General features: G+C 60.7%; 20 protein-coding genes and 3 pseudogenes. 13 read left to right on the top strand and 10 right to left on the bottom strand.

Features of this window, described 5'->3' with window-relative positions; translation table 11 throughout:
• Positions 1–72 precede the first annotated feature (72 nt).
• Both AWB72_RS24745 and AWB72_RS28365 read left to right on the top strand, forming a co-directional pair.
• Positions 73–345: pseudogene (locus AWB72_RS24745) on the top strand (IS3 family transposase); the annotation flags it as partial.
• A gap of 111 nt (positions 346–456) precedes the next feature.
• Positions 457–603: pseudogene (locus tag AWB72_RS28365) on the top strand (transposase); the annotation flags it as partial.
• Positions 604–668: 65 nt separating this feature from the next.
• Here AWB72_RS28365 and AWB72_RS24740 read toward each other — a convergent pair.
• Positions 669–1592, bottom strand: coding sequence for an NAD(P)/FAD-dependent oxidoreductase (locus AWB72_RS24740; RefSeq protein WP_040053513.1), 924 nt, complete (start codon positions 1590–1592; stop codon positions 669–671).
• A 284-nt stretch (positions 1593–1876) separates the two neighbouring features.
• Here AWB72_RS24740 and AWB72_RS24735 point away from each other — a divergent pair, with 284 nt between their 5' ends.
• A complete protein-coding gene (locus AWB72_RS24735) occupies positions 1877–2857 on the top strand; it encodes a TMEM175 family protein (RefSeq protein ID WP_244285736.1) in 981 nt (326 codons plus the stop codon).
• Positions 2858–2886: 29 nt separating this feature from the next.
• On the opposite strand, the gene AWB72_RS24730 is transcribed toward AWB72_RS24735, so the two are convergent.
• Both AWB72_RS24730 and AWB72_RS24725 read right to left on the bottom strand, forming a co-directional pair.
• Positions 2887–3921: a methyltransferase gene (locus tag AWB72_RS24730; RefSeq protein WP_040053511.1), complete on the bottom strand. Its 1035-nt coding sequence runs from the start codon at positions 3919–3921 to the stop codon at positions 2887–2889.
• Positions 3922–4408: 487 nt separating this feature from the next.
• Positions 4409–4636, bottom strand: a complete 228-nt coding sequence (locus AWB72_RS24725; protein WP_040053510.1) for a hypothetical protein — start codon at positions 4634–4636, stop codon at positions 4409–4411.
• A gap of 566 nt (positions 4637–5202) precedes the next feature.
• Between AWB72_RS24725 and AWB72_RS24720 the strand changes: the two genes are divergently transcribed.
• The 3 genes and pseudogenes from AWB72_RS24720 to AWB72_RS24710 all read left to right on the top strand — a co-directional run bounded on the left by AWB72_RS24720 (position 5203) and on the right by AWB72_RS24710 (position 6288).
• Positions 5203–5526, top strand: a complete 324-nt coding sequence (locus AWB72_RS24720) for a DUF4148 domain-containing protein (protein ID WP_040053509.1) — start codon at positions 5203–5205, stop codon at positions 5524–5526.
• Between the two features lie 142 nt (positions 5527–5668).
• A pseudogene (locus AWB72_RS24715) lies at positions 5669–5830 on the top strand (RraA family protein); the annotation flags it as partial.
• A gap of 65 nt (positions 5831–5895) precedes the next feature.
• Entirely contained in the window at positions 5896–6288 is a 393-nt protein-coding gene (locus AWB72_RS24710; protein WP_040053508.1) for a hypothetical protein, read from the top strand.
• Positions 6289–6307: 19 nt separating this feature from the next.
• Here the strand turns inward: AWB72_RS24710 and AWB72_RS24705 are convergent, their stop codons facing one another.
• Positions 6308–6727 (bottom strand): ester cyclase, encoded by a 420-nt coding sequence (locus tag AWB72_RS24705; RefSeq protein ID WP_040053507.1) that lies wholly within the window; start codon positions 6725–6727, stop codon positions 6308–6310.
• 132 nt (positions 6728–6859) lie between these two features.
• Positions 6860–8791, bottom strand: coding sequence for a potassium transporter Kup (locus AWB72_RS24700; RefSeq protein WP_040053506.1), 1932 nt, complete (start codon positions 8789–8791; stop codon positions 6860–6862).
• A 320-nt stretch (positions 8792–9111) separates the two neighbouring features.
• Between AWB72_RS24700 and AWB72_RS24695 the strand changes: the two genes are divergently transcribed.
• Entirely contained in the window at positions 9112–10443 is a 1332-nt protein-coding gene (locus AWB72_RS24695; protein WP_040053505.1) for an MFS transporter, read from the top strand.
• A gap of 131 nt (positions 10444–10574) precedes the next feature.
• Here AWB72_RS24695 and AWB72_RS24690 read toward each other — a convergent pair whose 3' ends face one another.
• Entirely contained in the window at positions 10575–11498 is a 924-nt protein-coding gene (locus AWB72_RS24690) for a LysR family transcriptional regulator (protein ID WP_040053504.1), read from the bottom strand.
• 143 nt (positions 11499–11641) lie between these two features.
• Here AWB72_RS24690 and AWB72_RS24685 point away from each other — a divergent pair, with 143 nt between their 5' ends.
• The 6 genes from AWB72_RS24685 to AWB72_RS24660 all read left to right on the top strand — a co-directional run bounded on the left by AWB72_RS24685 (position 11642) and on the right by AWB72_RS24660 (position 17945).
• Positions 11642–12817 (top strand): L-rhamnonate dehydratase, encoded by a 1176-nt coding sequence (locus AWB72_RS24685; RefSeq protein ID WP_040053552.1) that lies wholly within the window; start codon positions 11642–11644, stop codon positions 12815–12817.
• Between the two features lie 192 nt (positions 12818–13009).
• On the top strand, positions 13010–14011 hold the full coding sequence (locus AWB72_RS24680) for a 4-hydroxythreonine-4-phosphate dehydrogenase PdxA (RefSeq protein WP_040053503.1): 1002 nt from the start codon (positions 13010–13012) through the stop codon (positions 14009–14011).
• A 521-nt stretch (positions 14012–14532) separates the two neighbouring features.
• Positions 14533–15516, top strand: coding sequence for a chromate resistance protein ChrB domain-containing protein (locus tag AWB72_RS24675; protein ID WP_040053551.1), 984 nt, complete (start codon positions 14533–14535; stop codon positions 15514–15516).
• Positions 15513–16694, top strand: coding sequence for a chromate transporter (locus tag AWB72_RS24670; protein WP_087128802.1), 1182 nt, complete (start codon positions 15513–15515; stop codon positions 16692–16694). The genes AWB72_RS24675 and AWB72_RS24670 overlap by 4 nt, the downstream gene beginning before the upstream one ends.
• A gap of 36 nt (positions 16695–16730) precedes the next feature.
• Positions 16731–17462, top strand: coding sequence for a superoxide dismutase (locus tag AWB72_RS24665; RefSeq protein ID WP_052450160.1), 732 nt, complete (start codon positions 16731–16733; stop codon positions 17460–17462).
• Between the two features lie 18 nt (positions 17463–17480).
• Positions 17481–17945: a COG4315 family predicted lipoprotein gene (locus AWB72_RS24660; protein WP_342066210.1), complete on the top strand. Its 465-nt coding sequence runs from the start codon at positions 17481–17483 to the stop codon at positions 17943–17945.
• Positions 17946–18012: 67 nt separating this feature from the next.
• Here AWB72_RS24660 and AWB72_RS24655 read toward each other — a convergent pair whose 3' ends face one another.
• The 4 genes from AWB72_RS24655 to AWB72_RS24635 all read right to left on the bottom strand — a co-directional run bounded on the left by AWB72_RS24655 (position 18013) and on the right by AWB72_RS24635 (position 21556).
• Positions 18013–18387 carry a copper resistance CopC family protein gene (locus AWB72_RS24655; protein ID WP_040053499.1) on the bottom strand — a complete coding sequence of 125 codons (375 nt, stop codon included), beginning with the start codon at positions 18385–18387 and terminating at the stop codon, positions 18013–18015.
• Entirely contained in the window at positions 18384–19298 is a 915-nt protein-coding gene (locus AWB72_RS24650; RefSeq protein WP_040053498.1) for a hypothetical protein, read from the bottom strand. Before AWB72_RS24650 ends, AWB72_RS24655 begins: the two co-directional genes overlap by 4 nt.
• A 95-nt stretch (positions 19299–19393) precedes the next feature.
• Positions 19394–19771 (bottom strand): DUF2946 domain-containing protein, encoded by a 378-nt coding sequence (locus tag AWB72_RS24645; RefSeq protein WP_040053497.1) that lies wholly within the window; start codon positions 19769–19771, stop codon positions 19394–19396.
• Between the two features lie 642 nt (positions 19772–20413).
• The gene (locus tag AWB72_RS24635) at positions 20414–21556 is read right to left on the bottom strand and encodes a porin (protein ID WP_087128792.1); all 1143 of its coding nucleotides are present in this window, start codon (positions 21554–21556) and stop codon (positions 20414–20416) included.
• Positions 21557–21752: the final 196 nt, after the last annotated feature.

Genomic DNA, 21752 nt, shown 5'->3' with positions numbered 1-21752 from the left:
CTGCGGAAGCCCTAGACGAGTACCTGAAATCTGTTCAACAATCCAGTGTTGCGACGACCGTTTGAATCCGCCCAATACCAGATGCCGGTCTATGGTCGCCGGCTTAAACAGCAGAAAGTAAGACAGAGCATGTCACGCAAAGGCAATTGTCTCGATAACGCCACGATGGAGAGCTTCTTCGGTACGCTTAAGTCGGAATTTTTCTACATGAACAGGTTTCGCAACGTCGACGAACTGCAAACCGGCATCAAGGACTACATCCACTATTACAACCACGATCGAATCAAGCTAAGATTGCAAGGACTCAGCCCTGTCCAGTACAGAATGAAATATAAGCAGCACTAACGTCACCGCGTCCAACATTCCGGGGTCAGTTCATCGAAACAGTGGACATAGCCTGCGCGCTCAGATCAAACAGTTCCAGACGTCCATTTCTGCGCGCTTACGATGGAAGTCATGAAGAAGAGCCGATTCACTGAAGAGCAGATGGTCACGACGCTGCGCGAGGCGGACAAGACGTAGGTCGCCGAGGTGGCGAAGAAGCACGGAATCCGCGAGCAGACGATCTACAACTGGCGTCAGCATTTCGGTGGCGTGAAGGCGGCCGCCTGAAGCGCCTTCATGCATGGTCATCTCCCACATGACATGTGATTTACGGCGCGCTTACGCTAAAGCGGATTAGCCGGCAAGCTTCGATGGATAGCCATCGAAGCCATTGCAGCTTCACCCACTGCGACGCAGATCTGATTGAGCGTGTTCACTGCATCCCCCGCTGCGTACAGTCCATCTACGCTCGTCTGCTGATCCTTACCGGTCACGATCATTCCGTCGCTGTCTCGCTGCACATCGAAGCCACTCAACAGGTCCGCTTGCGAGTCGCAGCCAAGCACCGGATAAATAGCATCGAATACATGTCGCTGCCCATTCGGGCATGCAACGCTCAAGGGCGCCTCAGTGCTATTCGGTAACTGGAGCGCCTCAGTCATGACCAAATCGATTGCGTGCTCCGCCGCGAGGGCACGCTCCTGTTGCGTCAGCGCATCGATATCGGAGGCGATGACTGCCACCTGCTGACAGAACGTGCGGAAGAACAAGGCATGCGACAGCGCTCGTGACGCCGGACCCAGCATTGCGATCCGTTTGCCTTGCGCTTCGAACCCGTCGCATATCGCGCAGAAACGGAGCAATCCTCGTTGAGTCAGCCTAACGGCGTCGTCAATCGGCGGAAGTTTGTCGCGAATTCCACACGCGAGCAGTGCACGATGTGCAATCAGGCTGCGGGACGAAGAACCGCCATTGCTGCAGTATTCAACGAGAAACCTGCCGTCCGTGTGCCTTATCGTCGTGACTCGGCCTGTGACGACTGGCACGTCGTAACATTCGATCTGACGACGCATCTTGGCAAGCAGTGCGTTTCCATTGATGCCGCTCTCGAAGCCGGCGAGGTTACGCACGACGGGTATCAAAGACGCTCTGCTCTGACCGTCGTCGATCACGATCGTCGAGCGCCTGAATCGTGCGAGATAGAGGGCAGCGGTGAGGCCAGCGGGCCCGCCCCCGACAATAATGCAATCAACGATCGGATCGTTCATCTATGTCTTCGTTTGCGGTCGATAGACCTGAGTTTTGCGTACTGGAGCGCGCACGGCGTTCGCGGACATGCTGCTTACATTTTGGAGTGAGTGAGCAATAGCGGTTCCCACGATGACGAACGACGCATCCATTCGGCGTTCATCAGGTCCGCGACATCTGGGCCCAGGTGGGAATGACTGGCGCACTGGGCGCGACAACGGTGAAATCAGACCACAAGGGTTCCAGAGAGTCGGCCTAGGTCTGCCTGACGTTGGGCGTTGCGCAGGCCAAGAGCTCGCTGGCGATGACTCAATACACTAAAAACAAACTGCCGGTGACTCCCTGTAGCGCCGCGCATCCCCTCGGTTCATTGGATACACAACGATTGGTCTTCAACGCCGCGCGGAGTTTCCTCGCCGCGCACGGAACGACGAAGCCGGCCAAAAGCGGTCATACTGAGTTGCGGGCAACTCGATGCATCCTTGGAACTTACTCTTGGCAGGATGTAATTCTGATTGTCCAACGAAGATTTTGCCTGCTGCGCCGAGAAGAACGTCTCCAGGTGCGCGAAAGGAGTCACATGATGCCAAGTAATACGCGGAGCAAACCTACCGCCGGGGAGACGCATGGTGCCGAGCGCGGACTGGGCCGCTTCGAGGGGTTCAGCGACGCCGTTTTCGCAATCGCGCTGACCTTGCTGATCGTCGAGATCAAGGTCCCGGGATCTCCGGAGGGCACGCATGGCTACAGCGACCTGGCAAACGCCATGGCGGCGCAATGGCGCCAATATCTTGCGCTGGTTCTCTGTTATGTTGTGATCGGGGCCTACTGGCTTCAGCACCATTATTCAGGTCGCATTTATGCGAAGAGTGATCACTGGTTCGGCGTGATCAATCTGCTGTTCCTGCTGGCGATCGTCGTCATTCCTTATCCAATCCGCGTCTGGTGCTTCCACCTCGGCACGGGCTTCGAGCCCGTCGCCTCAGTGACCCTGGTTGCCGGTCTTGCCCTGCTCGCCTGCGCCTGGATGGGGAAGTGGTTCTATGCAATGCCAGGCCGCCGGTTGATGGATGAACGTCTCGCGCCCGATTTCGTCCAGCAGATGACGCGTCGCTACGGCATTGCGACGCTGGTCCAGATCGTCGCGGTTCCCGTCGTGATCGCGGCGTCACGCATCGGAGTGGCCATTGCACTGCTGTGCGTCGGTTTTTTTCTGCTGCCGCAGCCCACGCCGCGCTACAAAGCGAGGGAGGAGCCCAGCGAGGCCGAGAAATCGAACGCGTAGCTGTTGGCGCGAGAACCGCTAAGGCGCGCTCACTTGAAGCCGATAACCATGGAGTCGGGCCCGGCTAGCGGTTCAATGCGTACTCCCTTGAACCCCGTCGTTTCCATCCATTGTCGGCACTGGGCGCCTGTGTAGTCAAACCCGCCCGGCGTTTCAATCAGCATGTTGAGGCTCATTAACAAGCCAAATGCGTTATTTTTTCGCTGGTCGTCGATGATCGCATCATAGACGATGAGCGCCCCTCCGGGCGGCAGAGCGTCATATGTCATCCTAAGTAAAGCGAGCTTCTGCGGCAACGCCCAGTCATGCAGGATGTGGCCCATGATGAGCACATCGGCCGACGGGCATGCGACCTTGAAGAAATCGCCGGGATAAAAGCGCAAACGTGCGGAAAGGCCGTGGTGAGCGACATATTCATCGAATATCGGCCCGACGGCCGGCAAGTCGAAACCGCCGCCGGTCAAATGCGGGTGTGCCAATGCGACCTGCACCGGCAACACGCCTTGCGCTGCGCCGATGTCAATGAACGTGCCGTAGTCGGCCCACGGGAATTGCCGTGCGATGGCGCGCGCGGCGCCGAGGCTGACACCCGTCATCGCTTGAAGGAAGCCGCGCAACGACGCTTCGTCGCGGTAGATCGCGTCAAAAGGATTGCCGCCTCGCTTCGCCTCGTTCTGCGGAAGCCCCGTGACGAGCGCTTCAGTGAGCGAACCCCAGAACGGGTAGAGGCGTGCATTCGCCATTTCCAGGAGACCGCCGACATAGCTGGGCTTAGCCTTGTCGAGAAAGATGTTGGTCTCAGCGGTGTTTTCATACACCGATTCTTTTCGTTCCAGCAACTGAAGGGCAACAAGGGCGTCCAGGAAGTCAAGTGCCGAACGCGGATGAAGCCCGAGACGCTCGATGAGGTCGGACGCGTCACGTGGACCGCCCGCGAGTTCGGTAAAGACGCCGAGTTCCACGGCGGACAGGAGCGTCTTCGACGCCCAGAAGCCCATGCCGATCTGGAGCAGCCTTTCCGGAGACAACTGATCGGTGACTGAAGATGCTGGAACCTTCTCCATATCGCTTTCTCCGTTGTGGTGAACGCGAAACGTAAGAGCCGTGTAGTCCGCCTGTGAGTCGAGGCTAACTGTAGGCGTTGCCTCGCCAGCATTCAAGGCGCTTTTGTGCGCACCGAATTCTTCTTAGGGCTGCGACGATCCTACGAATCGAATCGATGTCCCGACATGCCGTCGGAACGGGCGTTCAGCCCATGCGTCAGTGTCACCACAGGCGATGGGCGTCCGACCTTCATTTGCGAAGTCCTTCGCCGCCGACCTGTCGATGAACCGGTCGGTCCCAAGACCACATGCATGCGGAGTCATACCGCAGGATGATTCTGGCGCCGTACGCCGAAGCCAATCGCACAATAGTGTTGGCGATCGACCGCTGATCAGACTCGGCCGATCAGCGGCAACTGTTCCCGTTATTGCGACGGCGCAACGCCAGCAGCACAGCGAAGTCGCCGTACAGGCATCGCGGGCGACGACTCATCGCTGTAGTACGGCCTTACGCCGATAGTCTGATGGGAGGCACCGGCATTTCATCGCCCTCGACGAAGGCCGTCGCGGACAGAATGGCGAAGTGCATTGCGCACTCTTCGTTCGCGAACAAGCCCAGCTTTCCGAGGGTGGTGACATGACCATCTTCCTCAAGAATGGACGCTGTTGCGACGAATGCTTTTCCGTCGCGCGTGACATTCGGCTCGAACGCCGCTCCGCCGTGATAAATGATCATCTGGTGTTCTCTCTCAGGTTCTATTCGAATCGGCATTCATTGACGCCATTCGTGCTTGTGGACGCCGCCGCGAATCAATCCGCGATACGGTGAACGATCGTTCGCCAGCTTTTTACAAACTGTTTGATGCGAAATGAAATATTACCGGTTCAATTTTCGTCTATGCAGTAGTTTTATCTTTACTTACAGTTATAAAGCGCCCTCTTAAAACAGATTTTTGGCAGCACCGTCTTTCTGTTTTGTCATATGGAAACTCGAGGTCGTCAACATACTTGCGACATGGCCCTTCCTGATCGCTTGGGCGTAACGCCGGGCTCGAACCTCGGTGACTGCCGTTGCAGAAGGCCAGCGTGTTACGCAACCGGACGATGAGTTTGCGATTTCCCGCGTTTCTGTTCGTCTTGTATCTACGGGCAGCTTTTCGGCATGTTATCGCCATGAAAGGGCGATGCCTTCATCGTATGAAAGTTAAAGAAGTGCCCGTTCAGGCTCTGGTCGCCAGCTACCGGATCTTGCATCCCTGACGCGGCGTCCTGACATCCTTCAAGGCCTTCCAGGAAGTCACCATGAAATCAGTTGCGATCGTGATTGCGGCTGCTTCGGCGCTTTGCGTGCCGCTTGCCGCGTTTTCTCAGACGGACGCCACACTCACGCGTGCCCAGGTACGCGCCGAGTTGAAACAGCTCGAGCAGGTTGGCTATGACCCGGCCAAAGGCGAAAATCCCACTTATCCGACGGACATTCAGGCAGCCGAGACGCGTTTGCAAATGCAGAAGGGCGCTACGGGCTACGGCGGCGCGTCGTCCGGCTCGTCGGGATCCGGTTCGACTGTCGTCACTCGTCCCGCCTCTACCGACGAGATGCGGCGAATCTACTTCGGAGGGCAGTAACGGCCTGCTGCAAATCTTGTCGAGTACCGGGCAGCCGGTCCTGGCTGGATCGCGAGTGCTGTGCAACGCCTCATGCGCGGTCGGTACCTGTTGCGGCAGTCCTGCGCCATGACGACGAACCTCACTGTCGCGTCGGCGATAAGACGGCGTGCTCGCCATCGCGCCTGCGGATCTCGAAGCCGTGATCGCGGGCGCGCGCAACCAGGCGGCTAAGGAAGCGGCGCGGCTGAAGTCGATTGCGGAAGGACGGTTCGACCATTGTCCGTGGGTCGCGCCGCAGCGGGACCGGATGATGCGAGGCTGACGGCTTGCCCAAACACGGCGGACGCGCGCATGATGGCGCGTTTGCTTCATCGACGACACGCCGCCATGCCCGACTACCTGAACACCGCCGCACTGATCGAACACGCACGACGCGCGGAGGCCAGTGCGCCCGATGCTTGCGCATGCACGAGGACGCCGCTCGACGGCTGGCAATCCCAGCCGCTTTCCCTCGACGAAGCGCGGTTCCGCGAGATCGGCACCTTGCTGCCGGAAGACGATCCCGAACCGACTTACTCGGAATATCTGCCCGACGGGACCAATTACTGGGCGGCCGACGCGCCCATCGCACCGCGCTACTTTCCGTACAACCGCTGCGGCCTGTGGGAATGTTCATCCTGTGGCCGTCTCTATCTGCGCTATACCGAAGGCGGAGGCTATTTCGTCGACCGCAGGATCCGCGCCGTGCGTCTGGATCTGATCGAGGACGTGCCGCTCTGATCCGCTCTTGCGCCCGGTTTCACGAGTCCGGCGAGGGAACCGCGCCGAGTTGCATCATCAATCCGAGCGTATCCATGATGATGCGCGTTTGCTTGATCCTGCCTTCCTGAAAGCGGTCGATGACCATGCCCCACACCTTGACCGCCTTTCCCGTGGCAGGCACGCCGAGGAATGCATCCCGATGTGTGCCCGTCCACTCGAAGCGGGTCAGCACGCGGTCACCGTCGACGAGCTGTTCCTCGATGCGCCAGTGCATGTCCGGGAACGCGGCACGCATTCCCCGCAGCACCTCCTTGAGCCCCTGGAGACCGGGACCCTGCCCGGGGAATGGCACCTGCTCGATCATGTCGTCCCAGAAGAACCGTTCGGCGGAATCGATTCGCCCCTGGTTCAGCACTTCCTCGACAAATTCGCGAACTACGCTGCCGATGTCTTGCACGGGCGATGGCCTCCTGCCAGTCGGAGTAAGGAAGGCGAGACGCAGTGCCGGCGTGCAGCTGTCGCGTCCTGGGCCGGTTGTCTTCGCGGTGTATCTGCGGCATGCGGCCCGTGCTCAGGCCGACGCCAAAGCTCATATCTCGATGCGCGCACCCAACTCGATCACGCGGTCCGCAGGCAACCGCAAATACGCGGCCACGTTGCCCACGTTGTGAAGCATGATCGCGAAGAGGCGCTCACGCCACAGCGCCATGCCGGTGCCGGGCGTCGGCACGACCGTCGCTCGCGACAGGAAATATGAAATGGTCGAGCGGTCGAACTTGAGTCCGGACTGCCGACAACTTTCGAGTGCAGCGGGAAGATCGACTTCGTCCTTGAAGCCGTACCGGACGGTGACCTGAAAACAGCCGTCACCGAGCACTTGAATATCGAGGCGTCTTGCGTTGTCGACCCACGGCACCGGCTCGTTGATAACGGTGAGAAACGCCACGTGTTCGTGCAGCACGCGGTTATGCATCAAGTTGTTCAGCAAGGAGTGAGGCACGCCGTCCGGATCGGCCGACATGAATACAGCCGTCCCTTCCACGCGCACCGGCTTCTTCGTCAGCAACGAAGTGAGGAATGGTCGAAGCGGCGTCGTGCCCGCGCGCACATGGGCTTCGTGCGCCATGATCTCCGAGCCGCGTCCCCATGTCGCCATCACGGTGAAGATCAGCAGACCGATCGCCAGCGGGAACCAGCCGCCCTCCGCCACTTTCAGTAGGTTCGCTGAGAAGAACATCGAATCGATGACGAAGAAGAACAGCGTGGCGAAGACGCATAGCGCCCAGTTCATGTGCCATGCATACCGAATGACGAAGAAGGTGAGCATGGTGGTGATGAGCATCGTGCCCGTCACCGCGATGCCATATGCCGAGCCAAGCGCGGTGGACGAGCCGAAGCCCAGCACGGCCGCTACTACCGCGAGCAATAAGGTCCAGTTGATACCGGGCACATAAATCTGCCCGATCTCGCGTGCCGACGTGTGAACCACGTTCATGCGCGGCAGGAAGCCGAGCTGCATCGCCTGCTTCGTCATCGAGTATGTGCCGGAGATGACGGCTTGCGAAGCGATGACCGTCGCGATGGTCGAGAGCAGGATCATCGGAAAGAGCATCCACGACGGAAACAGCCGATAGAACGGGTTTTGCAACGCGGCGGGGTCGGCGAGCAGCAACGCGCCCTGACCCAGATAGTTGAGCGCGAGCGCCGGAAAGACCACTGCGAACCACGTCAGCCGAATGGGACGGGCACCGAAGTGACCCATGTCCGCATAGAGCGCTTCGGCGCCCGTCAGCGAAAGAACGACCGCGCCCAATGCGACGAACGCCAGCCAGCGATGATGCAGACAGAACGCGAGCCCTTCGAAAGGATCGAGCGCGGCGAGGATGCGCGGTGCGTCCTTGATGTTCATCGCGCCCGCCACAGCAATGACGACGAACCACAGCACCATGATCGGACCGAATACCGCGCCGATGCCCGCCGTGCCGCGCTTCTGCAAGAGAAACAGCGCGATCAGCGCGATAAGCGTTACCGGGACCACGTATGGCTGCAACACGGGCGCGGCCACTTCGAGTCCCTCGACCGCGCTTAGCACGGAAATAGCAGGCGTGATGACGCCATCGCCATAGAAGAGCGATGCGCCCATCACGCCGACGACCAGCAGCCCATGACGCAAGCGGCGCCTCTCTTTGACCGATGAAGCCGCGAGCGCGAGCAACGCCATGATGCCGCCTTCGCCGTGATTGCTCGCGCGCAGGATCAGCGCGACATACTTGAGCGAAACGATGACCGTCAACGACCAGAAGATCAGCGAAACAATGCCGATGACATTCGCCGGTTGAAGCGGCAAACCGCCCGATGGATCGAACACGGTTTTAAGCGTGTAAAGCGGACTCGTGCCGATATCGCCATAGACGACGCCCAGCGCCGCGAGTGCAAGGCCGTACACCGCACGTCGATGCGGATCGTCCGGCGCGCGGTGTTCACGGTCCGGCGTCGCGCCTTCCGATGTCGTCGCTCCCATGATCGTCCCTATTCAGGCGTTCGGCTTTCGATGGCTGGGATACCGTCAGAGGACGAGTATTGGCTTGTTCTCTCGCTCCAAGTATAGGAACGGTTGCGGCGATTTGCTGACAGAGAAGCGCGTGCATGTCCGCAAGGAGTCGATCGGCTGAAGTTCTTGCAGACATAACCGCAGGTAATCACCTCATGAGGCGAATTCAATAGACGGCTATCGGTGTTCTCGGGAGACTGCGCAGTGTCGGATCGAACGCGGTCCGCCTCGAATAAGAGCACGCGCAAGGGTTTACCAGCGCGTAACAAGCCTCGGAGGAGACATACACCATGCTGCAACGCCCCAGAGTCACCCGGTCCGTGCTCGCGCTGATGTGCGCGATGTCATTCATCATGTACCTCGATCGCGTGAATTTGTCCGCCGCCGCGGGAGTGATACGCGACGACCTTCATCTGACCAATACGGACGTCGGCCTCGTGTTCGGCGCCTTTGCCTACACGTATGCGATCTGCCAGATCATCGGCGGATGGGTCAGCGATCGATTCGGCGCGAAGTCGACACTGGTACTGTGCGCATCGATCTGGATTGTCGCGACCGTCGCAACCGGCTTCGCGGGCGGTGTGGTTTCGCTGTTCTGTGCGCGCATGCTGCTCGGCGTCGGGGAAGGCGCGGCGCTGCCCGCGCAGGCGCGCGCGCTTGTCAACTGGTATCCGGCGAGCCAGCGCGGATTCGTGCAGGGGCTTACGCACTCGTTTTCGCGTCTTGGGAACGCGGTCACGCCGCCCTTGATCGCGCTGCTCATCGCGTTTGCTTCGTGGCGAGCTTCGTTCGTTCTCGTCGGCGCACTGACGGCCGTGTGGGTCGTGGTCTATGCCTGGTACTTCAAGGACAACCCGCGTCAGCATCGTCACATGACGGCGGAGGAGGAGGCGGCATTGCCGCCGGAGCATAAGGTCGCCGTCGACAAGACGCGCGAGCCGACGCCGTGGGCGCGCCTCATCAAGCGCATCGCGCCGACGATGATCGTCTACTTCTGCTATGGATGGACCGGCTGGCTATTCTTTACCTGGCTGCCGTCGTTCTTCATGCATGGACGCGGGCTCGATCTGAAAAGCTCTGCGCTGTTCTCGGCAGGCGTGTTTCTTTCGGGTGTTGTCGGCAACACGGTGGGCGGCGTTGTTTCGGATCGTATCCTCAAGCGTACGGGGAGTGTGGTAGCCGCGCGGCGCAACATGATCATCGTCGCGTTTCTGGGTGCGCTCGTTTTTCTCGCGCCGGTGATGTTCGTGAAGTCGCTGCCGGTCATGGCAGCGTCGATGAGTCTGTCCTTCTTCTTTCTCGAGATGACGATCGGGCCGATCTGGGCCGTGCCGATGGACATCACGCCGAAGCACGTCGGTATTGCGAGCGGGCTTGTGAATGCGGGGTCGGCTGTCGCTGGGATCTTCTCGCCGATCGTGTTCGGGTTCATCGTGGATCGAACCGGGAGTTGGACTCTGCCGTTCATCGGGTCGCTCGGATTGCTCGCTGCAGGAATCGTGATGACCTTCTACATGCGGCCGGATATCACTCTGGATCCGGGTTCTTCTTCTTCTGCTGACGATGCCACGCGCTTGGGACGAGGAGAGCTGGACTTTGCCGAGCGGCGTGTAGGGAGATAAGGGGTGCAAGGTCGGGGCGGTGCTCGCAGGCTTCCGTGAATCCTGATTCCGAGTGAGTTTATTGGCACTGCCAGAACCGGGGCGCGGGTCACTTTCTTTGCTGAATTGCCAAGAGAAAAGCAAAGAACCTGTCACCCGCCTCGGATGGCTTCGATAACCAGTTGCGTCGCCGGACTGATCCTCCGATTCTTCCTGAGAATCAACCCATAAGGGGCAAGCCGGCCCCTTAGCGGCGTAGCCAGGGAAGCGATAGTCCGAAGCGCCGCATAGTAATCGGCAACGGAACTCGGTAGAACCGCCAGCATGTCCGAGTCCCGCAATAGCGACAACGTCGTGAGAATGGAAGAGGTTTCGACAGTACTCACGGGCGGCGCGACCCGCGACTCGCGGAACGTCTGATCGACGACCTGCCGCATAGGGCTCGGATGCGGCTGCACGATCCACGGATACTGCGCAAGATCGGCAAGCCTGGGCTTCCCCGCCATGCCGACGACCGGATGATCCGGCCGCGCGACGATGGCAAGCGCTTCCTCCGACAAGGTCTCGAAGCTCAGATCGAGCGCGGAGAACCCGTAAGGAATCCGTCCCACGACAATATCCAGTTGATCCTGCTGCAATGCCTGCACGAGCACATCGCTCGTGTCGATCTGCACGCTGATCTGCAAGCGAGGATGCGCATTCTTCAACTGCACGATCACCTTCGTCAGCAGGTCCGGCGCCGGCGCCATCACCGCACCGATACGCACCTTGCCGATATCGCCCGCCTCGATCGCCGCCAGTTCTTCGCGCAACTCATCGAGATCCTCGAACACCACGCGCGCATAGCGCATCACCGCTTCGCCGTAGATGGTCGGCTCCATGCCGCGTGCATGCCGCACGAACAGCGCGACGCCAATGGTGTCCTCCAGTTCCTTCAGCGCCTTGGTCGCGGCAGGTTGCGTCATTGCGAGTTCGTCGGCAGCGCTTCTGAGCGACTCGGTCTCGGAGAGCGCCGTCATCAGTTGCAGATGACGCAGGCGCAGGCGTTTGCGAATGGCGGTAGCAGGCGCGATCATGCGAGCGATAACTCCCGGAAATAGGCCGATGCAATTAATTCAATGGTCAGTTATCGCGGAGTCTCGCACACTAGCGCTACCCGAAACAGCCGCGCAAACCCTTGTCGAAGCGGCTCTGCTCGCATCAAACGGAGACAATGAAGATGAAGATCAAGCATGTCCGCGCACGCGTATTCGAATGGAAAGGGAAGGTGGTGCCGCCGCAATCGCATTTCTGCACGAATGCCGTGGACATTCTCTATCAGCGCGGCGACGCCATGGGCTCCTTCCGCTTTCACGGCTGGCTTGTCGTCGAAGTCGAGTGCGATGACGGCACCGTCGGCATCGGTAATTGCGCGCTCGCGCCGCGCGTCGCCAAACAGATCGTCGATGAATATCTCGCGCCCATCGCCATCGGCGAAGATCCGTTCGATCATGAATACATCTGGCAGAAGATGTATCGCCGCACGCTCGCGTGGGGCCGCAAGGGTATCGGCATGGCGGCGATTTCGGCAATGGACATCGCGTTGTGGGACATCATGGGCAAAGCCGTGAACAAGCCCGTTTTCAAGCTGCTCGGCGGCCGCACGAAAGAAAAGATCTGGTGCTATGCATCGAAGCTCTACAACAACGACGACCGCGACGCGTTCCTCGCGGAAGCGGAAGGCTATCTGGACCAGGGCTTCACCGCGATGAAGATGCGTTTCGGTTATGGCCCGAAGGACGGCCCGAAGGGCATGGCGAAGAATCTCGAGCAGGTGCGTCTGCTGCGCGAACTCGTCGGCGACGAAGTCGACATCATGCTCGAATGCTACATGGGCTGGACGCTCGAATATGCGCGTCGGATGCTGCCGCGTCTCGCCGAGTTCAATCCGCGCTGGCTGGAAGAACCGGTGATCGGCGACGACATCGAGGGCTATCAGGAACTGAAGAAGATGAATATCTTGCCGATCTCCGGCGGCGAGCACGAGTTCACTGTCTACGGATTCAAGGACCTGCTCGAACGTCGCGCGGTCGATGTCATCCAGTACGACACGAACCGCGTCGGCGGCTTCACGGCCGCCCGCAAGATCAACGCGATGGCCGAGGCCTGGTCGGTGCCGGTGATTCCGCATGCGGGACAGATGCACAACTATCACCTGACGATGTCGAGCACCGCGAGCCCCATGTCCGAGTTCTTCCCGGTGTTCGATGTCGAAGTGGGCAACGAACTCTTCTATTACATCTTCGACGGTGAACCGCAGCCCGAGAATGGCTATCTGCAACTGTCCGATGAGACGCCGGGGCTGGGCATCTCGCTGTCGGACAGGCACCTGGAGGACTTCGACATCATTGAATGAGGTGCGCATGAAAGGCCAATGCAGCCGGCAACGTTCAGGAGACAGACATGGAGAGCAGGACCGAAGCGCACGCGGCGAGCAAACACGCGACGAACGGTGGCGGGCGCTGCGGTCAGCCATCGGCGATTCTTCGGTTCGACCGCCATTCATCTAAGCCGCACACACTCATACCCGACAACAGGCAATATCAACATGAAACCTCAAATTGCAGTCCTGCTGGGCGACCCTGCCGGCATCGGTCCGGAACTCATCGCTCGCCTTGTCGCGCGGCTCGAGAATCGCGTGCAGGCGGATCTGCTCATCATCGGCGACAGGCGCGAGCTCGATCTCGGCATGGAGATCGCTGGACAACGCTTCGACTATCGCGTGATCGATGACGAAGCCGATGCGGCACGCGGCACGGACACGCCCTCGCTTATCGATTTCCGCCTGCCCGACGACGCACACTATGAACGCGCCGTGTCCACCGAACGCGGCGGCCGCTACAGTCTCGAAGCCTTCAGAAAGGCACTCGCGTTGACGCGCGCGAACCGCACGCAGGCCATGCTGTTCGCGCCGGTCAACAAAACTTCCCTGCACATGGCCGGCATGAAGACCAACGACGAGATGGAATGGTTCGCGCGCCAGCTCGACTACGAAGGCGCATTTTGCGAATTCAACGTGCTCGACGAGCTGTGGACCTCGCGCGTCACCTCGCATATCGCGCTGAAAGACGTGAGCGCGAAGCTGACGCCGGAGCGTATCGTCGGCGCGGTGCAACTGATTCATGATGGCCAGAAGCGCGCGGGTATCGCGTCGCCCCGCATCGCGGTGTGCGGCTTCAATCCGCATAACGGCGACAACGGCGCGTTCGGACGCGAGGAGATCGACGTGATCGCGCCCGCCGTGGAGCACGCCCGCAAGCTCGGCTACGACGCGCAAGGTCCTTTCCCCGCCGACACGATTTTCGTGCGCGCACGCGATCAGAAGGCTTTCGATGGCGTCGTCACGATGTACCACGATCAAGGTCAGATCGCGATGAAGTTAATGGGCTTCTGGCGCGGTGTCACCGTGCACGGCGGCCTGCCGGTGCCGATCGCAACGCCCGCGCACGGCACCGCATTCGATATCCAGGGCCAGGGCAAGGCGGATGTCGGCGCGACACAGAAGGCGTTCGACATTGCACTGCGCATGGCGCAGGATCGCCTGAACTGACGCCGTGATGCGCGAGCGCATCGCCCGAGAGTTGCCCCGGGTGCTTGTGCGCATGCGCGGACAGGCTCACGCGCTTTCGGGCGCGCATTGTCTTCGTTGCGGCCGAGCACATCTCGAACGAGGCTCGCATCCCGCACTGAAGTGCCCTTAACCGGGGAAGTTCCTCAATCGTTTGGATATCCTAATGATTGGATTGGCCTCAACAACTTCATCGAGCGGCAGTGGCTCGCTGGGGCCGAAGCTTGCGTGAGACTACCGCCTCCGTCACTACTTGAATTGTTGCTTTTTCTTTGGTCGCAATGTTTGCAAAGAAAGCGGAGCCGCGTGCACCGTCGCGCAAGAGGGTGAGTGCTGGTCACCATGAATCAGAGCTTCGGTTGCAAAAGCGCCTCGCTTGGGCGCCTTCTAGTAGCGCTCGACTCATTCTGCAGACGCGACAGTGCATCTTTTATGCGGTGCAGCACTCGGGCAGTTCGAAAGTTAACTTGTAGAGATCGAAACGCGGACGTAGCATGCGTTACATGCACGACCTTTCGAGCTGGTCCTTGCTTGTTCTGACGTTGCCTACCGAGAACGCCACCGCGCGTATGCGCTTCTGGCGCGCGTTGAAGGCAAAGGGATGCGCGATGCTACGCGACGGTATTTATCTGCTCCCATTCACGCCCGACCGGGAAGCGGCGTTGCGCGAACTGGCGAATGCGATCGGCGAGAGCGGCGGCACCGCGCATCTGCTGCGAGCGCCCAGCCTGAGTCACGAGCAAGAAGCCGAGTTTCGCGACCTGTTCGACCGCTCCAACGACTACGACGCCCTGATCGGCGCGCTCAGCGAAGCGCGAAAGAGCGTTTTCGGACAGGCGGAAACGGAACTCCGGCGCCTGATTCGGCGTCTGCGAAAGGACTACGAAAGCATCGTTGCAATCGACTTTTTTCCCACTGAGGCAGCGACTCGCGCGGAAGCAGCCTGGCAGGATTTCGTCGCGCACGTCGACACGGTAATGTCTCCCGGCGAGCCGCACCCGGCGGAGCAAGCGATCCGCGCGCTTGCTTTGGAGGACTACCGGGGGCGCACATGGGCGACACGGCAGCGTATCTGGGTCGATCGAGTGGCGAGCGCGTGGCTCATCCGCCGCTTCATCGATCCCGACGGTCGATTTCTGTGGCTGACATCGCCGGGCGCTTGCCCGCCCGATGCGCTCGGATTCGACTTCGACGGCGCGGCGTTCACGCATGTAGGCGAGCGCGTTACGTTCGAGGTGCTGATGGCGAGCTTCAGCCTGGAGAGCGATCCCGCGCTGCTGCGCCTTGCCGCGATGGTCCACGCGCTCGATGTCGGCGGCGCTCCCGTGCCCGAGGCGATCGGCTTCGAAGCCATCATGGCGGGCGCTCGTGAACGCGTCGCTGACGATGACGCGATGCTCAGCGAGATGAGTCGCGTGCTCGATTCCATGTACGCGCATTTCGCAGCGGTTGCGAAGAGCGCAGCGCAGGGGAGTCGACCATGCTGACGACAGCGACCGCCACGCCTTCCTATTCGCTCGGTCAATTGATGCTGTACATGCTGAGACTGGGCACGTTCGGTTTCGGCGGCCCTGTCGCGCTCGTCGGATATATGCACCGGGATCTGGTCGAGAAGCGCGGGTGGATCGGCGACGACGACTACCGCGAAGGCCTCGCCCTCGCGCAGATGATGCCCGGACCACTGGCCGCACAACTCGCAATCTACCTTGGTTACGTGCACTACCGCATCATCGGCGCCACGACGGTCGGCATTGCATTCGTGCTGCCTTCCTTTCTCATGGTCGTGGCGCTCGGATGGGCGTACGTGCATTTCGGCGGACTGCCGTGGATGCAGGCGGTCTTCTACGGCGTCGGCGCAGCTGTCGTCGGCATCATCGCGATGAGCGCATACAAGCTGACGAGCAAGACGCTCGGCGCTGACAAGACCTTGTGGGGCATCTTTGCGGTGCTCATCGTAGTGACGGTTGCGACGGAGTCGGAAATCGCCTGGCTGTTCATTGCTGGCGGCCTCGTGAACCTGTTTCGCCGGTCGCCGCCTGCGTGGCGCGGTAAAGGCGGCGCGCATGCACTGGCTTCAGCCCAAGCCCCCGCGCTAAGCGGTGCGCTGAGCGGCCTCGACTTGTCGTTGCTGAGCCAGATCGGCCTGTTCTTCGCGAAGGCGGGTGCGTTCGTCTTCGGGTCGGGACTTGCCATCGTTCCTTTTCTCTATGGCGGCGTGGTCACCGAGCACCACTGGCTAAACGAAAAGCAGTTCGTCGATGCGGTGGCCGTGGCGATGATCACGCCCGGGCCTGTCGTCATCACCGTCGGGTTCATCGGCTATCTCGTGGCGGGTTTTCCCGGCGCCTGTGTCGCCGCGCTGGGGACGTTCCTGCCTTGCTATCTCTTCACCGTGCTCCCGGCACCGTACTTCAAGAAGTACGGCAGGTTGGCCGCCGTGAAAGCGTTCGTCGATGGCATCACCGCGGCGGCGGTCGGCGCAATCGCCGGCTCGGTGATCGTGATCGCCAAACGATCGATTGTCGACTGGCCGACCGCTTTGCTCGCCGTTGCGACCGTGCTCCTCCTTTGGCGCTTCAGGAAGCTGCAAGAGCCGGTCATCGTCGCGACCGCCGCGCTTATCGGGCTGGCCGTCTTTCCGCTTCAACACTTGAACGCGCACTGAGCAGAGGTGCGCGCATCGCAGTGACAGGAGTGCATCATGGCGACTCGGCGTACTTTCCTTCATGACACCGCGGCGCTCGGAGCAGGCTTGCTCATGACGAACGCGCAATCAGCGGACGCGGCCGAGAACGCTGGCTATGTCGACAAGCTGACCGATGCGGACGGCAAGTACGCGGCCGCTCCGTTGCCGTACGCCTACGATGCGCTGGAGCCGGTGATCGACGCGCGTACTGTCGAACTGCACTACGACTTCCACCACAAGCCTGCGGTTGCCGCGGCGAACAAGGCAGAAGAGGCGCTTGCGAAGGCACGCGACACAAACGACTTCGCGCTCGTGAAGCATCACGAAAAGGAGCTGGCCTTCCAACTGTCGAGCCATCTCTTGCATACCGTGTACTGGACGAGCATTTCCGGCAAAGGCGGAGAACCGAAGAACGAACTGGCGAAGGCAATCGACAAGAGTTTCGGCTCGTATGCGAAGTTCAAGGCGCAGCTCGTGGCCGCGACGGTCGCGACTGAGGCCTCCGGCTGGGGTGTAGTGGGTTATCACCCAGCGATGGACAAGGTCATGATCCTGCAATGCGAAAACCACCAGAAGCTCACGGCTTGGGGCGTTCAACCCATCCTCGTACTCGATGTCTTCGAGCACGCGTACTACTTGAAATATCAAAACCGGCGCAACGAGTACGTTAATCAGCTTTTCAATATCGTGAACTGGGACAACGCGTCCATGCGGCTCCGCGCAGCCATGTCGGCGCGGAGCGCGTAGACGTTCTATGCGACGCACGTGCGCGACGAAGTCGTTGCGATGATTTTGATGACACCGCCCGGAGACGAAGAGCGCGCACTGGCGGACGACGCGCGTTCAGGATTTGAAGCAAGGAGTTCGAACATGAAAACGCTTATCGGATTCGCAGTGCTATCCGTTGCCGCGTCTGCACTTGCCGCGCCGCCTCGCGTGAGCGATGGCAGGCTCGTCGACGAACATGGGATGACGCTCTACGTTTTTGGAGGACAAGGCGCGCCGGATGCCAAATCATGCGAGGGCGACTGTGCGCGCAATTTTCCGCCTGCGCTCGCTGGCCCGGACGATAAGGCCACGGGTTCGCTGCAGTTCCTCGCCAGGGGTAACGGTGAACGTCAATGGACGTATGGAGGCAAGCCGTTGTATCGCGGGATGATGGACAAGAAGCCAGGTGACCGCGCAGGCGACGGCCTGAATACTGTCTGGCACAGTATTCAGGCACGCTAACGCGACGGGAGAAACTCGTGAACTTGCGCTGCATGCGAAGGCCGTCCGCGGCAACGGCAAGCGGCCTTCACTTCACGTCGAAGCCATAGTTGCCGTGCGTTCGATGTCCATCGGACGCGACGGCGACCCAGTGCACTGTGTAATGCCCCGGCTGCAACGGCGGCAGCGCGACCGCCATGACTTCCTGATGTTGCGCATCCACCCCGGACTTGGCGATATTGACCTGCTTGCCCGTCGCGTCGTCGACGACGAGCGAGGAAAACGCGGGTTCGAGCGGACCATCGAAGTTTATCCGCACTTCGCCGGGCGGAGAGACGGTGGCGCCGGCCGCGGGAACCTGGGTGCGTGGAAAGACGTGGGCCGAAGCCGCGACGGACCAGACGAGCCCGAGCGCGCAGGCCGCTCGAGCCACGCGACGGCCCGGAATGTGTCGTGAGTTCATTTCATGCTCCCGTTACCACTGAAGAGTGGTTTGCCGATGGTCGTCGGCGCGACATCGTCGAAGAAGATATGCGCCTGCACCAGCACGCCGACATGTGAGCCGCTCGCCCGGTTGATCGGAATCTGTGCTTCGATGCCGAACTGGCCGTAGCGATTGATCCAGATGAAACCGGGGTTGACCGTGCCTGTCGTCTGACCTTGACTGCGCGAGAGCGGAATCTCGACCAACGGAACGATGCTGGCGATCGGCTGGGGCAAGCCAAGCGAATGCACATGCTGCTCCAGATACGGGAGACTGTACTGCACCGTGAAGCCGTAATTGAACGCGTTCGGCTGGCCTGCGCCGGTGGTGAGCGCCGGGCCGGCTTCGCCCGTGATCGCGACCGGGCGCAGCCACGCGAGCGAATCGGGGAGATCGCCCATGCCTTTGCCGACAAAGAGGGTCGGCGAGATGGTGGAGAAATTGTCCGCAATGGCGCGGCTACCCGTTCCACCCAGCTCCGCGTTGACACCGACCGAGGTCATGAACTCGTGGGCCTCGTTGACGTACAACAGATACTTGAGGCCCACCTCGAAGTTATCGAAGCCATGCGCGGTCGGGTTGTTCTGCATCGCATACGTCCCGCCGACTGAAACCGCGAGCCGTGAAGTAATCAGCTTGTCGTACTCGAACTGAAACGTGTTGATGCTCTGGTCGCCGTCGTCGCCCGGGACGCGGATGTGCCCGAACTGCAGATTCGCTTCGTCGCCGACACCGGGGTCGTCGACGGCCATCGTCGCGGGGAAGACGCGGTCGCCGGCAATCGAGTGAGCGTGCGCGTGCTGCGGCATCATCGAGACAGCGGCGAGCGCTGCTGCCGCGACGGATAGCGCGGCGCGTGAGGACGCGCGGCGCATGGAAACAGTGTTCATGTCCCATCCTGTGTTCTGAATCGTGGTCGTCGCCCTTCGTGCGCGTGCACGAGGACGTGCGATGCGTGTGACGCATCGCAACGTAGTCAACGTAATCAGGAAAGCAGGAGGGGAGGGGCGCGCGGCTGGCCCGCCTTGAGCGGTTCGACGAGCCGCACGCTCTCGAAGCGTGTCACGCGTGGCAGCAGCACGGCTTCGAAGATTTGCGCGAAGAGCACGGGCGGCGTGGTCACCGCCGGCATGTGCGCGAACAGGCTGCAGTAGCCGCATGCGTCAGGCGCATCGTGCAGGGGCGCATGCGACGTCTGCGCATGATCGTGCTGCATCGACGGCATTGCGCAATGCATGGCGCTTGCGCCGCCACCGTTGCGCGTCGTGTCGAGCACATGAGAGACGACAGGCGCGAGCGTGACCATCAGGATTGCAAGCAATCCGAGAAAGCTACCAATCATCCGGATCAGGCGGCTTCTCATCGGTCTGTCGTATGAGTTGGGTGCGTCGGATTATGCCACGGCTGTTAGGGCCTACAGGGTGTGGCGGCTATCGATGCAGCCGTGATTCATGGGCAGTTCGTGCTATACGCCGGGCATCCGGGCCTTGGAGCGTGTTCCGCAATCCTCTTCGTGGCTACGCAATAAATACGCGTCCGGGCGAAGCAGGCGCGGGCGCTATCCACGTCCGCACCGCTACGAGCGCTTCGATCTTGTGCGTCTCCTGCGGCATCGAGGGTAACGTGCGGTCTACGAAGGTTTGAGGTCTCATTGCGGCCTGCTGCGACTTCAGCAGCTATGAAAAGCGTTTCAACGACATGATCAACGCGCTCATGGCCAACACGGGCGTGTTTGCGCTGCGGACGATATAACTTTCGTTCCGCGCATCGGGCGTCCTCTCACTTTCGACGGCCGGCGGCGCGATTCGCGACGGTCGCGCACGCCGCCCGTCGCGCACGTCACGCTCGGCATCCGCTGGTGAAGCATCTTCGAGCGCGGAATGCATCGGCCGGGCGGCGTGACGTCGAGACCGAACGGCGGTCTCGATCCCATGTGTGCACATGGCCGTGTACTTACCTGCGAAACGCGGAAGTTTCAGGAACGGCGTGCTGCGTCCGGACCGGCTCAGAAGCGCGTGAGCATGCCCACGGCGCCCATGATTTGGTTACCCGTCGACGATGCGCCGCCCGCGTTGTACATGACCGCCACGTTCTTGTTGCCCGTCGCGTGCTGATACATCGCTTCGGCGTAAAGCTCCGTGCGTTTGGACAGCGAGTAACGTGCAATCGCGTTCACCTGATTCCACTTCGGATCCGCGCCGTACAGGGTTGCGCCGCTCAGATGCGCGTCCGTGTAGGTGTAGGCCAGGCCAGCCCTGAGGGCAGGAGTGAAGTTGTACATGCCGTTGACTTCGTAGTTATCGAAGCGCACCGAGCCGTTGTTCAGGCCGAACGCGCTCGTGTCGTGGTACTGGCTATGCGAATAAACGAAGCCCAGGACTGCGGGCCCGACCACATAGTTGAGGCCGGCGGCGACTGTGCGTTGCACGTCGGATGTAAGGTTGCCCTTGACCTCGGCCTGATCGACCGCGCCACCGGTGTTCGCGAACGCGGTGCCCGAAGCCGTCCTCGCGCCCGACCCGTTGGTCTGGAGATACCCCGCAGCGGCTGTCAGCGGGCCATAGTGATAGCTTGCCGCCGCGCTATAGGCTCGGTTCAGCGCGAAGTCCGTGCCGTTGCTGAAGGCGTACATGCCGCCGAACTTGAAGCCGCCGTAGTTCTGACTCGTGTACTTGACGGCGTTGTTGAAGCGAACGCTGTGCTGCAGATTGTCGTTGTCGTATGGATGCGCGAAGCCCGAGTCGCCGAACGTGCCGCTCGCGGCCGAAAGCGGCGCGACGAAGTCGACGACGTCGTCGTACTGGCGACCCATCGTAACGGTTCCGAGCGCGCTGCTGCTCAGGCCGACATACGCCTGACGACCGAACATGCGGCCGTTCTGGCCCAGTTGTCCGTTATTGGCGCTGAAGCCGTTCTCCAGCACGAAGATCGCCTTCATGCCGCCGCCGAGGTCTTCGCTGCCGCGCAAACCGAACCGGCTGCCGCTGATGTTGCCGCTCGCGAGGGCGACGCGACCGCTGCCGCCCACGTTATTCGTATAGGCGATGCCGGTATCGATAAGGCCATACAGCGTGACGGAGTGTTGAGCGTACGCGGAAGTGGCTGCGAACGCGGTGACGCATGCTGCCGCGATGGAGATTTTTTTCACTGAAGACTCTTGTTCATTGAACGCCGGTTGGGACGCCCGCGAGTATAGAAAAGGTCTTCGGTGGAATTCAGGTCAGAATTCGGCACGGTCTCTTCCTGAATGCAGAAGGATCGGTCACAAGACTGAAATAAATCGGACGAGGGGCGCAGTGACGCCTACACGCCGCACACAACGCAATCGTCGGCGCTTTATAACG

It is taken from the genome of Caballeronia concitans (assembly GCF_001544615.1).
GTDB classification, from domain to species: domain Bacteria; phylum Pseudomonadota; class Gammaproteobacteria; order Burkholderiales; family Burkholderiaceae; genus Caballeronia; species Caballeronia concitans.
This window is presented reverse-complemented; position numbering and strand designations above follow the sequence as displayed.

Excerpts from the sequence above, each read along its gene's own strand:
- AWB72_RS24725 (WP_040053510.1), bottom strand. The coding sequence starts at position 4,636 with ATGATCATTTATCACGGCGGAGCGGCGTTCGAGCCGAATGTCACGCGC.
- AWB72_RS24740 (WP_040053513.1), bottom strand. The coding sequence starts at position 1,592 with ATGAACGATCCGATCGTTGATTGCATTATTGTCGGGGGCGGGCCCGCT.
- AWB72_RS24685 (WP_040053552.1), top strand. The coding sequence starts at position 11,642 with ATGAAGATCAAGCATGTCCGCGCACGCGTATTCGAATGGAAAGGGAAG.
- AWB72_RS24720 (WP_040053509.1), top strand. The coding sequence starts at position 5,203 with ATGAAATCAGTTGCGATCGTGATTGCGGCTGCTTCGGCGCTTTGCGTG.
- AWB72_RS24710 (WP_040053508.1), top strand. The coding sequence starts at position 5,896 with ATGCCCGACTACCTGAACACCGCCGCACTGATCGAACACGCACGACGC.
- AWB72_RS24645 (WP_040053497.1), bottom strand. The coding sequence starts at position 19,771 with ATGAGAAGCCGCCTGATCCGGATGATTGGTAGCTTTCTCGGATTGCTT.
- AWB72_RS24665 (WP_052450160.1), top strand. The coding sequence starts at position 16,731 with ATGGCGACTCGGCGTACTTTCCTTCATGACACCGCGGCGCTCGGAGCA.
- AWB72_RS24650 (WP_040053498.1), bottom strand. The coding sequence starts at position 19,298 with ATGAACACTGTTTCCATGCGCCGCGCGTCCTCACGCGCCGCGCTATCC.
- AWB72_RS24690 (WP_040053504.1), bottom strand. The coding sequence starts at position 11,498 with ATGATCGCGCCTGCTACCGCCATTCGCAAACGCCTGCGCCTGCGTCAT.
- AWB72_RS24700 (WP_040053506.1), bottom strand. The coding sequence starts at position 8,791 with ATGGGAGCGACGACATCGGAAGGCGCGACGCCGGACCGTGAACACCGC.
- AWB72_RS24680 (WP_040053503.1), top strand. The coding sequence starts at position 13,010 with ATGAAACCTCAAATTGCAGTCCTGCTGGGCGACCCTGCCGGCATCGGT.
- AWB72_RS24655 (WP_040053499.1), bottom strand. The coding sequence starts at position 18,387 with ATGAACTCACGACACATTCCGGGCCGTCGCGTGGCTCGAGCGGCCTGC.
- AWB72_RS24735 (WP_244285736.1), top strand. The coding sequence starts at position 1,877 with ATGACTCAATACACTAAAAACAAACTGCCGGTGACTCCCTGTAGCGCC.
- AWB72_RS24675 (WP_040053551.1), top strand. The coding sequence starts at position 14,533 with ATGCACGACCTTTCGAGCTGGTCCTTGCTTGTTCTGACGTTGCCTACC.
- AWB72_RS24730 (WP_040053511.1), bottom strand. The coding sequence starts at position 3,921 with ATGGAGAAGGTTCCAGCATCTTCAGTCACCGATCAGTTGTCTCCGGAA.
- AWB72_RS24695 (WP_040053505.1), top strand. The coding sequence starts at position 9,112 with ATGCTGCAACGCCCCAGAGTCACCCGGTCCGTGCTCGCGCTGATGTGC.